The following is an 11,889-nucleotide window of genomic DNA, read 5'->3' on the forward strand; positions in this document are numbered from 1 at the left end:
TCAGCCGATTTCGGGGTGGGTGGCGAGGTAGCGCGCCGGGTACTCGCCGCCGCCGTGGACGGCGATGTCGGCGCCGTTGACGTACGACGACAGCGACCCGGCCAGGAACAGGCAGGCGCCCGCGATGTCGGACGGCACGGCCATCCGGCCGATCGGCAGGGTCCGGGTCACCGCGGCGCCGCCATCCTCCCCGTACACCGAGGCCGCGGCCTCGGTGCGGATCAGGCCGGTGGTGATGTGGTTGACCCGCACCTTCGGCGCCCATTCCAGCGCGAGGGCCTTCGTGAGCATCAGCAGTCCGGCCTTGGCCGCGGAGTAGGCGGCGGTGCCGGGCTGCGGGTCGTGCGCGGACACCGATCCGATGTTGACGATCGCGCCGCCCGCCTCCTGCTGCTGCATGATCGCGTTCGCGGCCTGCGCAACGTAGAAGGGGCCCAGCAGGTTCAGTGCGACAATCTTGTCGACGAACCGGGTGGACACGGTCGCGGCATCCGCGTCCGGGGAGCCGCCCGCGTTGTTGATCAGCACGTCCAGGCCACCCATCGCGGCGGCGGCCGTGCCAACCATCTCCTTGACCGCGTCGGCGTCACGGACGTCGACGGACAGGAAATGCGCTCGGCGTCCGCCACTCTCGATCGGGGACTCGGATTCGCTGCGTGCGCAGACGGTGACCTCGGCCCCGGCGGCGAGGAAGGTCTCGGCGGTGACCCGACCGATGCCCTTGGTGCCGCCGGTGATCAGGATCTTCTTGCCGGTGAAATCGGCGGGGTTGTGCACTGCCATGTCACCATCCTCCGAATTCGGCGTGGGCGCCGGTGACCGCGCCGCCGACCTCGAAGTCGACACCGTCGCCTGCCCGCCAGGCACGCACCACCAGGGTGTCGCCGGGGAAGGCGGGGGCAGCGAAGCGTCCGGACAGCCCGGTCAGGTCGGCCGGGTGCACACCGAGTTCCTTGGCCAGCGGCAGGGTTCCGGCGGCGAGGGTGCACAGTCCGTGCATGATCGGCCGGGGCTGCCCGATCACCGCGGCGGCCGCCGGGTCGATGTGGATGTGGTGCATGTCGCCGAGCAACCGGTACAGGGCCGTCTGGTTGGCGGCGGTCACCAGGTCAACGGTGAGGTTCGGATCACCCTGCGGTCCGGCCAGCTTGGACGGGCCCCGTTCGCCGCCGAATCCTCCTGCGCCGGGAGCGAACAGCGACCAGGTGGCGACGAAGTACTCGCTCTCGACGACCACTTCGAACACCGCGGCGGCACCCTTGTCCCAGACCTCACCGACGCGGGCGGACAGCGTCACCTCGCCCGAGCGGGGCAGCGGCTTGCGGACGGTCAGTTCCTGCGATCCGTGCAACGCCGTCTTGGTGTCGAACGCACCCCGCGAGCCGAGCTCGTCGGGTGCCCACTGGGCGAGGGTCAGGGCGAACGTCGGCAGCACCCGCAGCCGGTCCTCCATCACGAGGTCCAGGTCGGTGGCCTTCGCACCGACGGCGAGCGCGTAGAGGATCGCGTCGCGCTCGTCGTAGCTCACCGTGCGGGTGCCGAGATCGACACCCTTCCAGGCACCGGCCGGCTTCTGCTCCACTGCCGTCATTCTCCTGTAGTCCTTCCGAGTGTTCTGTCAGGCCACGCCGAGAATAAGGCCCGACGTGGGAACCGCGGTTCCCGCCGTGACGATCATGTTCTCGACGCTGCCCGGCTGGTTGGTGGAGGTGCCGCGCAGGACACGCACGGCCTCGGCGATGCCGTTGACGCCGTGCAGGTACGCCTCACCGATCTGGCCGCCGTGCGTGTTCGACGGCAGCCGGCCACCGATCTCCAGGTTGCCCTCGCGGATGAAGTCCTTGGCCTCGCCGACGCCGCAGAAACCGAGCTCCTCGAGCTGCGGCAGCACCAACGGAGTGAAGTGGTCGTAGAGAACCGCGGCACCGATGTCCTCCGGGGTGAGCCCGGACTGCGCGTACAGCTGGCGGCCGACCAGGCCCATCTCCGGGATGCCGGTGATGTCGGGACGGTAGTAGCTGGTCATCATGTGCTGGTCCTTGCCGGAGCCCTGCGCCGCGCCCTTGATGACAACGGGCGTGTTCGTCAGGGTCTTGGCGCGTTCCGCGGAGACGATGACGAGAGCCTGGCCGCCGTCGGTCTCCTGGCAGCAGTCGAGCAGGTGCAGCGGCTCGGAGATCCAGCGCGAGTTCTGGTGGTCCTCGAGCGTGATCGGCTTGCCGTAGAACCACGCCTTCGGGTTGTTCGCCGCGTGCTTGCGGGCGACGACGGCGACCCGACCGAAGTCCTCACTGGTTGCGCCGTACTGGTGCATGTATCGGCGCGCGAACATGCCGACCCACTGCGCCGGAGTGGACAGGCCCTGCGGCGTCATCCACGCGTACGCGGCGCGGTCCGCGGTGGAGTCCATCGGGCGGTCATGCTGGCCGAGACCGTAACGGACGCCGGAGCGTTCGTTGAACGCGCGGTACACGACGACGACGTCAGCGACGCCGGTCGCCACGGCCATCGCGGCCTGCTGCACGGTGCCGCAGGCTGCGCCGCCACCGTAGTGCACGCGGGAGAAGAACTTCAGCTCGCCGAGGCCGCAGTTGCGGGCGACAATCGCCTCGCCGTTGGTCTCGGACGTGTAGGTGGACAGGCCATCGACCTCGGACGGGTCGATGCCCGCGTCGGCGAGCGCGGCGACGATGGCCTCGCAGGCGAGTTGGAGTTCGCTTCGGCCCGAGTTCTTGGAGAACTCGGTGGCGCCGATGCCGACGATCGCGGCGGCACCGGAGAGCGGGCTGACGGCCATCAGGCGTCCTTCCCTTCGTGGGCCGGGTAGGCGACGGTGACGGTGCCTGCCAGGTGGTTGCCGAGGCTGTTGGCGCCGACGATCTTCACCTCGACGGTGCCGTTCTCCTTGCCGACGACCTCGCCGGTCATGGTCATGGTGTCGCCCGGGTAGTTCGGTGCGCCGAGCCGGATCTTGACGCGGCGCACCTGCGCGAACGGACCCGCCCAGTCCGTCACGAACCGTCCGGCCAGCCCGTTGCTGGTGAGGATGTTCATGAACACGTCCTTGCTGCCACGCTGCTGCGCCAGCTCAGGATCGTGGTGCACGTCCTGGAAGTCGCGGGTGGCCAGGGCCGTCGCGACGATCAGGGTGCGGGTGAGCGGGATGGCCAGCTCGGGCAGCGTCTCGCCGACGGTGATGTCGTCGTAGCTGCGTCCGGTGACGGCGGCGGTCATGCGACCACCTCGACACCGGCGGCGAGCTGCGCGCCCAGACGCGCGAGGTCGGAGGCGGAGCCGCCGAGGGTGGCGCCGATCTGCTTGCCCCACAACAGGTGCCGGTGCACCGGGTAGTCGGTGTCGACACCCATGCCGCCGTGGACGTGGGTGGTGCGGTGCACGATGCGCTGGCCGCCGTCGGTGGCCCACCACTTCGCGACGAGCACCGACGTGCCCGGGTCGATCCCATCGACGAGGTTCTGGGTGGCCTGCCACAGCGTCACGCTCATCGCCTGCAGGTCGATGTAGCAGTCGGCCAGCTGATGGTTGACGGCCTGGAACGTGGCGAGCGGACGACCGAACTGCTGCCTGCCGTTCAGGTACTCGACGGCCTGCGCAACGGCGCCCTCGCCGACACCCAACTGGATCGCGGCGAGCGCCAACTCGACCCGGTCGAGCAGCCACTGCGCGGCGGTGCCGTCGGCGGGACCGAGCAGCTCCGCCGGGGCCGCCTCGAACGTGAGGTTGCCGCAGATCTCCCAGTCGGTCGACTGTGTCTGCTCCACCGCGACACCGGCAGCGGCGAGGTCGACGACGAACAGCGCGGCACCGGACTCGGTGGTGGCCGAGACGATCGCGCGGTCAGCAACGTGGGTGATCGGGACGACGGCCTTCGCACCGGTCAGCGTCCACGCTCCGCCAGCCTCGGTGGCGGTGGTCTGCGGGTCGCCGTCGACGTACGGACCGAACTCCTCGAGACCGACGGTAAGGAACGAACTGCCCTCGGCGACACCGGGAACCAGCGTCGACGCCTGCTCGGGGGTGCCGAACTCGGCGACCGCCGCCGCCGCGAGGGTGGCAGGCCAGATCGGCACCGGTGCCACGTGCCTGCCCTGCTGCACGAGCAGCACGTACAGCTCGGCAAGGCCCATGCCGCCGCCGCCGAGGTTCTCGGGCAGGGCGATACCGAGCAGGCCGGTGTTCGCGAGCTCACGCCACAGGTCGCGGTCGAGGCGCTCGTCGCTCAGCTCGATCGCCTTGACCCGGTCGATGTCGGCCTTGCTGGTGAAGACCTCGTCGGCGAGGGTGCGAATCGCGTCCTGCTCTTCGCTGAAGTTGAAGTCCATCAGTGCTCCTCCCGTGCGGCCGGCCGGAACGCGGGCAGCGTCAGATCCGGGTCGGCGTCGATCCAGTCCAGTTCCACCGGCATGCCGATCTCGACCTCGTCCGGCGTGATGCCGGTCATGTTCGCGATCAGTCGGGTGCCCTCGTCGAGTTCGATGGTCGCCACGATCAGCGGGTACTCGAAGCCGGGGATCTTCGGGTGGTGGTTGACGACGAAGCTGTAGACGGTGCCCCGGCCCGAGGCGTCGACGGTGTCCCACTCAAGCGACTGGCACTCGCCGCACATCGGTCCGGTGGGGTGCCGCAGCACGCCGCAGGCGGTGCAGCGCTGGATGACCAGGCGGTGCTCCTTGGCGGCCTCGAACCAGAAGGCGTTGTCGTGGTTGAGGGCCGGGCGCGGACGCAGGCCCACATCGGCCTTCTTCGGCCTCGGCGCGAACCGCAGGGTCCGCCAGCGCTGGGTCGCGACGACCTCGTCGTCGCCGTTGCAGTACGTCTTGAGGGTGGTGACGAAGTGTCCGGTACCCAGGCCGGTCGTCTTCTCCTCGGAGATCGCCTCGATGGTCTCGGTGACCGATACCCGGTCGCCGGCGCGCAGTTCGGCGAAGAACTCGAAGTCCGAGTCGGTTGCGACGACCGAGCTGAATCCGGCCTCGTCGAAGGCGGCGATCATGTCGGTCCACACCTGCGACGGATCGTTGTTCGCCATCTTGTCGGTGAACGTGCGCATGATCCACACCTGCGCCATCAGCGCGGGCGCGACCGCGCCGTCCCGGCCGGTGGCGCGGGCGGCCTCGTCATCAAGGTAGATCGGGTTGGTGTCGCCCATCGTCTCGACCCAGTGCCGGATCATCGGGGTGTTGACCGCGTCCGGACCCCAGGTCGTCGGGGTCAGGATCTGACCCTCGAATTCCTTGATCTTGGTAGCGAATTCGCTCACTTGACCCTCTTCTCCCGGACCAGGCCAAGGCCCATCGTGCCGACCATGTCGCGCAGGACCTCGTTGACGCCACCGCCGAACGTGTTGACCATGCCCTGGCGGGAGATCTGCTCCACCTGACCGGCGAGCAGCGCGCCCGGCGACTCGGGCCGGATGCGTCCGGCGGCGCCCAGGATCGCGAGCAGCGACCGGTAGACGTCGATGTGCGTCTCGGTGCCGTACGCCTTGGTGGCACCCGCGTCCGCGCCGGAGAGGGTGTCCGCGGCGACCGCGGCCGTCATCTTCCAGTTCAGCAGGCGCATCGCCTCAAGCTTGGCGTGGGTCCGCGCGAATTCCTGCTGCACCCAAGGGATCTCGATGGCGCTGTTGTCTTTGGCCCAGTCCAGCACCTGGTGCCACAGGCCGTAGGTGCGGCCGCCGATCGCGGCAAGGCCGATGCGCTCGTGGTTGAGCTGCGCGGCAATCAGCTGCCAACCGCCGTTGACGTCACCGATGACATCGGACGCGGGCACCCGGATGCCGCTGTAGTACGTCGCGGTGACCATCAGGCCGCCGACGGTGTTGATCGGCGACCACGAGAAGCCGGGGTCGTCGGTGGGGACCACCAGAATCGAGATGCCCTTGTGCTTGGGGGCGTCCGGGTCGGTGCGGGCGGCCAGCCACACGTAGTCGGCGGTGTTGGCGCCGGAGGTGAAGATCTTGGCGCCGTCGACGATGAAGTCGTCGCCGTCGCGGACCGCACGGGTCTTGAGGGACGCGAGGTCGGTGCCCGCCTCCGGCTCGGTGTAGCCGATCGCGAACACGATGTCGCCGGAGAGGATCCCCGGCAGGAACCGGTCCTTCATCTCCTGCGTGCCGTACTTCATCAGCGTCGGGCCGACGGTGTTCACGGTGACGAACGGGAACGGCAGCCCGGCGCGCTGCACCTCGTCGAAGAACACGAACTGTTCCTCGATGGACCGGCCCTGTCCGCCGTACTCCTTGGGCCAGCCGATGCCCAGCCAGCCGTCCTTGCCGAGCAGCTTGACGACCTCACGGAAGTACTGGCCGCCGACGCCCTCCTCGCCCGCCTTGCGCCGCTTCTCCTCCGGCAGCAGGTTCGCGAAGTACGCGCGCAGTTCCCGCCGCAGCTCCTGCTGCGCCGCCGACTCCCTCAACTCCATCGTTTGGCTCTCCCATCCCGCGATCCCGCGAACGTCGGACGCTACGGAGTGATGCGGACCTGGTCGTTGTCAGTCTCACTGAGCGGTAGATCGTCGCGCCTCCGGTCTCCGCCCGCGACGTCCCGGTCACGCGGAATGAACACGCCGATCACGATCGCGAACAGGGCTGCCGCACCGCCTATCCCGAACACCACCGCATACGCGGCGTTGGTCGGGAACTCGACGCCCGCGATGTGCATCACCGATCCGGTTGTGACGGCCGCCACCACCGCGCTGCAGGTGGAGGTGCCCAGGGACCGGGCGAGGGCGTTGAGACTGTTCGCGGCGGCGGTCTCCGAGACCGGGACCGCGCGCATGATCATCGCCGGGATCGCCCCGTAGGCGAGGGCCGCGCCGATCGAGGTGACGGTGGTCGCCGCGATGACCACGCCCAGCTGCGGCGGCGTCACGGCCCTGGCGAGGTTCGCCACCATCAGGACCGCGGCACCGATCAGGAAGGTAATCCGCGGACCCCGGCTGCGGGAGAGGTGCGCGGTCACCGGCGAGAACGCGATCATCATCAGGCCGCCGGGCAGCAGCGCGACCCCACTGAGCGTCAGCGACATGCCGTACCCGTATCCGGTCTCGGAAGGGGCCTGGAAGATCTGGGCGCTGACCATGAACGAGGTGAACATCGCGAAGCCGACCAGGACGGACGCGACATTCGTCAGCAGGACCTGCCTGCGCGCGGAGACCCGCAGGTCGACCAGCGGCTGCCGGGTGCCCTCGCCCCGGCCGGGCGGCGCGAGTCGCAGTTCGTACCATCCCCACCCGGCGAACAGGATCGCCGCGGCGGCGAACAGGGCGACGACCGGGATGCTGCCCCACCCCCAGCCGTTGCCCTGGGTGATCGCCAGCAGCAGGCACACCAGCGCCGCCGACAGTCCAAGCGCCCCAACCAGGTCGAACCGTCCGCCCGACCGAACCGGCGATTCGGGGACGATCCGCCAGATCGCCGCCATCCCGAGCAACCCGGTCACCGCGGCGCCACCGAAGAGCCAATGCCAGCTGAAGTGCTCGGCGACCACCCCGGTGAGCGGAAGCCCGATCGCGCCGCCCGCCCCCAGGGTGGAGCTCATCAGCGCGATTCCGCCCGCCACCCGTTCCGGCGGCAGTTCGTCGCGCATGATGCTGATGCCGAGCGGCACCACCCCCATCGCGGCGCCCTGCAGGGCGCGGGCGACAAGTACGACGGCGAACGCGTCGGACACCGCGCCGATCAGGCTCCCGGCGACCATCACCGCCAGCGCGACGAGCAGCAGCCGGCGCTTGCCGTACATGTCGCCGAGACGGCCGAGCACCGGGGCGCAGACCGCACCGGCGATCAGGTTCGCGGTCACCAGCCAGGCCGCGCCGCCGGGCGTGGTGTCGAGCAGCCTCGGGAACTCGGGCAGCAGCGGCATCACAATGGTCTGCATCAGCGAGACGACGATGCCGCAGGAGGCGAGGGCGAGGACAACGAGCCTGCCGGACGCGGCGCGCTGTGGTGACGGCACGGACCCCTCCCAACGATCTGTTCAGCTCGGACCCTAGGCCACCCGAGGGCCGGTGGTCATGCCGCTGTTCCGCTGAGCGGGTTGCGACCACGACGCCGGCCCGCGGCCCGCATACTCGTCGTCATGAGTGATCCATCGGACCTGGCCGGGCGGTACGCGGTGGCGGTGGACGACCGGGACGCGGCCGCCCTGGCCGCCCTGTTCACCGTCGACGCCGCCCTGGTCCAGCCGCCCGCGTTGACCCGCGGCGCGGGGGAGGTCGTCGCGGCGGGTGTCGACGCGATCGTCGCTGCCGTGCTGGACGGCACCGCGCACCTGCAGGCCACCCGCCACGACGTGCACCAGTCCGTGGTGGACGTGGACGGCGACACCGCGACCGGGCGGGCGTACTGCCTGGCACATCACCTGTATCGAGGCCGCGACGGGATGCGCGACAACGCGATCGCGATCCGCTACCTGGACCGGTACCGGCGGGTGGACGGGCGCTGGCTGATCGCCCGCCGTGAGCTGGTCGTCGACTACGCCGAGGACCGCGTCGTCACGGTCCCCTGACCCCGGCGCGCTCCCCTGCCGTGGTCAGGGGACGCCGAGCAGGCGCAGGAGGGCGGCGGTCGCGGCGGCGGCGAGGATGGCGACGACGAATGGCGCCCTCCGCCAGACGAGCACTCCCCCGACGAGGACGCCCGCCGGACGCGCGATGCCCGCGGCCCCACCGTCCTCGGTGAGTGCCTGCGTTGCCGCGACGGCGGCCAACAGCACGATCGCGCCGAGGGCGAGGACGGTGTCGAGCCGGTCCGGGACGATGCCGCGCGAGCGCAGGGCAGGTCCGGCGAATCGGAACGCGAAGGTGCCCGCGCCGAGCACGAGGACGGCCACGATCAGCGGCAGGCCCGCCGTCATCGAGCGTCCGCCGCGTCGGACGACCGCGATCCGGGGGTTCCCGGCGTGGCCCAGATCGAGGCGACCAGCGCCAGCAGTGCCAGCAGGACCGGGATCCCGGTCGGCAGGAACGGTGTGGCCGCGACCGCGATGACCGCCCCGAGCAGCGCGATCCCGGCGGTCGCGCGGTCCCGCAGCGCGGGGAACACCAGCGCGAGGAGCACGGTCGGGAACATCGCGTCCAGCCCGAACGCGCCGATGTCGTCGATGAAGGTGCCCGCGGTCGCGCCGATCAGGGCGCCGAGCGGCCAGCAGACCCCGATGCCGATCGCGCACAGCCAGTAGGCGGCATGCCTGCGGGCCGGATCGGATTGGCCGAGCGCGAAGACGGTGCTCTCGTCGTTGAGCAGGTGTGCGCCGAGGATGCGTCGCCAGCCGCGGCCCGCGACGTCGCCGACCGCGAGCCCGAACGGCAGGTGCCGGGCGTTGACCAGCAGTCCGCCTGCGAGCGCCGCCAGCAGGCTGCCGCCCGCGGCGACGATCCCCACGAACAGGAACTCGGAGGCGCCCGCGAGGACCACCACCGACATCAGGACCGGCACCCACGGCGCGAACCCGAGCCCGACGGCGATGGCCCCGTAGGAGACGCCGACCAGGCCATCGGCCAGGGACACCAGCGCGATGTCCCGCTTCAGCCCCGGATCGAGTGTTCGCCATATCGAACGCATGATCTTTATGGTGAACACTCGTCCACATGTTCGTCAAGTCGAACACTCGTGCCGATATAGTGAACGCATGGCTCCGGATGCGAAGGCACCACTCGACGTCATCGCGGCATCCCTGCGCCGCGAACGCGACCGCGCGGGACTGTCCCTGACCGAGGTGGCGCGGCGCGCGGGCATCGCGAAGTCGACGCTGTCGCAGCTCGAGTCGGGCACGGGGAATCCCAGCGTGGAAACGCTGTGGGCGCTCAGCGTCGCCCTCGACATTCAGTTCGCCCAGTTAATCGACCCACCGCGACCGCGGGTCCAGGTGATCCGCGCGGATGAGGGGCCGATCCTGCGGTCCGAACGCACCGACTACAGCGCAACCCTCGTCGCGTCCTGCCCCCCGAACGCGCGTCGCGACATCTACCGCATCGACGTCGAGCCCGGGCCGCCGCGCGAATCCGAACCGCACCTGCCCGGCACCGTCGAGCACGTGCTCGTCGGTTCCGGGCGCGCGCTCGTCGGGCTGCTCGACGACCCCGTCGAACTCGGCCCCGGCGACTACATCGCCTACCCCGGCGACGTCGCCCACGTGTTCCAGGCCCTGGAGCGGGGCACCCGCGCGGTGCTCGTGTCCGAGCACACCTGAGCCGGGACGTTCCCGCATGTCAGACCGGGAATCGCCCCGTCAGCCACGGTGACAACGACCCCTGCGGGTGTCAGGAGAGCCGCATGCGGTCCGCGCAGGCGGCCATCTCGTCGAGGACGGCCTCAAGGGTGGTGGCGTGACGGGACGCGGACAGCAGGATCCGGTCGGAGCCGAGCGAGCGCGCCCACTCGACCTTCGACTCGTCCATCCGCGGCAGCGTCGCGCCGAGGACGAGGGCGACCTCGGACGGGTCACGACCCGCGTCCGCCGCCGCCGCCCGCATCGTCGCGACCGCGCCAGCAAGGTCGTCGCCGCCGAGCCCCAGCGGCTGGAAGCCGTCCCCGAGCCGTCCCGCACGGCGCGCTGCTGCCGCACTGTGGCCACCGATGTACAACGGAACCCGGTTGTCGTGCAACGGTTTCGGGAACGAGTAGGCGCCCGCGAACGAATGAAACTCGCCTGCGAACGACGCGCCGTCGGCACCTCCGGCCCACAGGGCCCGCATCACGGCGATCGCCTCGTCGGTGGACCTCCCCCGGCGGGTGAAGTCGCCGCCGCAGGCCTCGATCTCCTCGCGCATCCATCCGACACCGAGGCAGATCCGCGTCCGCCCGCCGGAGAGCCGGTCGAGGGTGGCCAGCCGCTTGGCGAGGACGACCGGATTATGGTTGGGCGCCACCAGAACTCCGGTGGCCAGACCGAGTCGGGTGGTGGCACCGGCGACGAACGAGAGCAGTTCGAGCGGGTCGGGAAGAGGGCAGTCGTCCGGCAGGTGGGACTTGCCCGTCGGGGAGTACGGGTAGTCGCTCGCGGTGTTCGCAATCACCACCGCGTGTTCGACCGCGGAGATCTCGTCGAAACCCAACCGTTCTGCCGTGCGGGCGAATTCGAGCACCCGCTCGGGATCGGCTGCCATCCCGAGCTCGACCGGGATCACCACTCCGAGTTTCACCACGCACCGCCTCCATCGGGTTCATTGGCGGCGCACCCGATGTGGCCGCTCACGCCGCGAGCGTACCCACCCGCTTGGGCACCCACACGTCCTTGTGCAGGAACCGATCCGCCTCCGCATCGGTCGCCAACCAGACGGCGGACGCCGCAACCAGTTCCGCGGGCAGGGTGTCGACCCCGTGGCCGGGATCGGCGAGCAGTTCGTCGGGCCCGAGGTTGAACGCGCGCACCCCCCGGCCGCGGTACTGCGCGTTCACCGTGTTCGTCATACGCCGGAACGCGTCCTGCGATGCGGCGTCGTTGGCATCCTGCGCCGCCGGGTCCGGGCTGGACAGCAGGTTGATCACGACCCCGGCAGCGCGGTCGACCATTGTGGGCAGCAGCCGCTGGATCAGCGCCAACTGGTGCCGGTAGTGGCCGGATGCGCGGGTACGGGCGTTGTTGACCAGCACGTCCACCCGGCCCCATGCCTCGAGGATCCGGTCCGCGGCGGCCAGCACGCTGGCGCCGTCGCTCGGGTCCATCGGGACGATCAACGCAGCGACACCGGACGAGCGGACCGCGGCCGCGATCCGCTCCGCCTCCGCCCGGTCCCCTGCCCCGTCACCGATCGCCAGCGCCACGTCGAAGCCGTCGCGGGCAAACGCCAGAGCCACGTCCGCGCCGATGCCGTGCGGGACACCCGCCACCAGGGCGACCCGGCGCCCGCTTGGCCACGCGCGAG

At 70.4% G+C, this 11,889-nt stretch carries 14 protein-coding genes; 2 read left to right on the forward strand and 12 right to left on the reverse strand.

The genetic code is table 11. The features are described from left to right. The 8 genes from ACWF62_RS07085 to ACWF62_RS07120 are packed head-to-tail and all read right to left on the reverse strand — an operon-like array spanning nt 1 to nt 7,979. Complete coding sequence (locus tag ACWF62_RS07085) at nt 1-783, reverse strand: SDR family oxidoreductase (RefSeq protein WP_378509205.1); 783 nt, start codon at nt 781-783, stop codon at nt 1-3. Nucleotide 784: 1 nt separating this feature from the next. After that, nucleotides 785-1,591, reverse strand: coding sequence for a MaoC/PaaZ C-terminal domain-containing protein (locus ACWF62_RS07090; RefSeq protein ID WP_452629717.1), 807 nt, complete (start codon nt 1,589-1,591; stop codon nt 785-787). Nucleotides 1,592-1,618: 27 nt separating this feature from the next. After that, nucleotides 1,619-2,797, reverse strand: coding sequence for a lipid-transfer protein (locus tag ACWF62_RS07095; RefSeq protein WP_378509203.1), 1,179 nt, complete (start codon nt 2,795-2,797; stop codon nt 1,619-1,621). Beyond that, a complete protein-coding gene (locus ACWF62_RS07100; protein WP_378509202.1) occupies nt 2,797-3,234 on the reverse strand; it encodes a MaoC family dehydratase in 438 nt (145 codons plus the stop codon). The genes ACWF62_RS07095 and ACWF62_RS07100 overlap by 1 nt, the downstream gene beginning before the upstream one ends. Beyond that, on the reverse strand, nt 3,231-4,343 hold the full coding sequence (locus tag ACWF62_RS07105) for an acyl-CoA dehydrogenase family protein (protein WP_378509201.1): 1,113 nt from the start codon (nt 4,341-4,343) through the stop codon (nt 3,231-3,233). The genes ACWF62_RS07100 and ACWF62_RS07105 overlap by 4 nt, the downstream gene beginning before the upstream one ends. Continuing rightward, on the reverse strand, nt 4,343-5,281 hold the full coding sequence (locus tag ACWF62_RS07110) for a bifunctional MaoC family dehydratase N-terminal/OB-fold nucleic acid binding domain-containing protein (protein ID WP_378509200.1): 939 nt from the start codon (nt 5,279-5,281) through the stop codon (nt 4,343-4,345). Before ACWF62_RS07110 ends, ACWF62_RS07105 begins: the two co-directional genes overlap by 1 nt. Then, on the reverse strand, nt 5,278-6,444 hold the full coding sequence (locus tag ACWF62_RS07115; protein WP_452629719.1) for an acyl-CoA dehydrogenase family protein: 1,167 nt from the start codon (nt 6,442-6,444) through the stop codon (nt 5,278-5,280). The genes ACWF62_RS07110 and ACWF62_RS07115 overlap by 4 nt, the downstream gene beginning before the upstream one ends. A 41-nt stretch (nt 6,445-6,485) precedes the next feature. Beyond that, a complete protein-coding gene (locus ACWF62_RS07120) occupies nt 6,486-7,979 on the reverse strand; it encodes an MFS transporter (protein WP_452629720.1) in 1,494 nt (497 codons plus the stop codon). Between the two features lie 123 nt (nt 7,980-8,102). Here ACWF62_RS07120 and ACWF62_RS07125 point away from each other — a divergent pair, with 123 nt between their 5' ends. After that, nucleotides 8,103-8,531, forward strand: a complete 429-nt coding sequence (locus ACWF62_RS07125) for a nuclear transport factor 2 family protein (RefSeq protein WP_452629721.1) — start codon at nt 8,103-8,105, stop codon at nt 8,529-8,531. A 24-nt stretch (nt 8,532-8,555) separates the two neighbouring features. Here ACWF62_RS07125 and ACWF62_RS07130 read toward each other — a convergent pair whose 3' ends face one another. Next, complete coding sequence (locus ACWF62_RS07130) at nt 8,556-8,879, reverse strand: AzlD domain-containing protein (RefSeq protein WP_378509196.1); 324 nt, start codon at nt 8,877-8,879, stop codon at nt 8,556-8,558. Beyond that, nucleotides 8,876-9,586 (reverse strand): AzlC family ABC transporter permease, encoded by a 711-nt coding sequence (locus ACWF62_RS07135; RefSeq protein WP_378509195.1) that lies wholly within the window; start codon nt 9,584-9,586, stop codon nt 8,876-8,878. Before ACWF62_RS07135 ends, ACWF62_RS07130 begins: the two co-directional genes overlap by 4 nt. A 67-nt stretch (nt 9,587-9,653) precedes the next feature. Between ACWF62_RS07135 and ACWF62_RS07140 the strand changes: the two genes are divergently transcribed. Continuing rightward, a complete protein-coding gene (locus ACWF62_RS07140) occupies nt 9,654-10,214 on the forward strand; it encodes a helix-turn-helix domain-containing protein (protein ID WP_378509194.1) in 561 nt (186 codons plus the stop codon). Between the two features lie 70 nt (nt 10,215-10,284). Here the strand turns inward: ACWF62_RS07140 and ACWF62_RS07145 are convergent, their stop codons facing one another. Both ACWF62_RS07145 and ACWF62_RS07150 read right to left on the reverse strand, forming a co-directional pair. After that, a complete protein-coding gene (locus tag ACWF62_RS07145) occupies nt 10,285-11,166 on the reverse strand; it encodes an LLM class F420-dependent oxidoreductase (RefSeq protein ID WP_378569626.1) in 882 nt (293 codons plus the stop codon). Between the two features lie 49 nt (nt 11,167-11,215). Next, entirely contained in the window at nt 11,216-11,854 is a 639-nt protein-coding gene (locus ACWF62_RS07150; RefSeq protein WP_378569603.1) for an SDR family NAD(P)-dependent oxidoreductase, read from the reverse strand. Nucleotides 11,855-11,889 lie beyond the last annotated feature (35 nt).

This window comes from Rhodococcus sp. NPDC054953 (assembly GCF_053609225.1).

Excerpts from the sequence above, each read along its gene's own strand:
- ACWF62_RS07140 (WP_378509194.1), top strand. The coding sequence starts at position 9,654 with ATGGCTCCGGATGCGAAGGCACCACTCGACGTCATCGCGGCATCCCTG.
- ACWF62_RS07115 (WP_452629719.1), bottom strand. The coding sequence starts at position 6,444 with ATGGAGTTGAGGGAGTCGGCGGCGCAGCAGGAGCTGCGGCGGGAACTG.
- ACWF62_RS07090 (WP_452629717.1), bottom strand. The coding sequence starts at position 1,591 with ATGACGGCAGTGGAGCAGAAGCCGGCCGGTGCCTGGAAGGGTGTCGAT.
- ACWF62_RS07095 (WP_378509203.1), bottom strand. The coding sequence starts at position 2,797 with ATGGCCGTCAGCCCGCTCTCCGGTGCCGCCGCGATCGTCGGCATCGGC.
- ACWF62_RS07135 (WP_378509195.1), bottom strand. The coding sequence starts at position 9,586 with ATGCGTTCGATATGGCGAACACTCGATCCGGGGCTGAAGCGGGACATC.
- ACWF62_RS07125 (WP_452629721.1), top strand. The coding sequence starts at position 8,103 with ATGAGTGATCCATCGGACCTGGCCGGGCGGTACGCGGTGGCGGTGGAC.
- ACWF62_RS07105 (WP_378509201.1), bottom strand. The coding sequence starts at position 4,343 with ATGGACTTCAACTTCAGCGAAGAGCAGGACGCGATTCGCACCCTCGCC.
- ACWF62_RS07130 (WP_378509196.1), bottom strand. The coding sequence starts at position 8,879 with ATGACGGCGGGCCTGCCGCTGATCGTGGCCGTCCTCGTGCTCGGCGCG.
- ACWF62_RS07100 (WP_378509202.1), bottom strand. The coding sequence starts at position 3,234 with ATGACCGCCGCCGTCACCGGACGCAGCTACGACGACATCACCGTCGGC.
- ACWF62_RS07085 (WP_378509205.1), bottom strand. The coding sequence starts at position 783 with ATGGCAGTGCACAACCCCGCCGATTTCACCGGCAAGAAGATCCTGATC.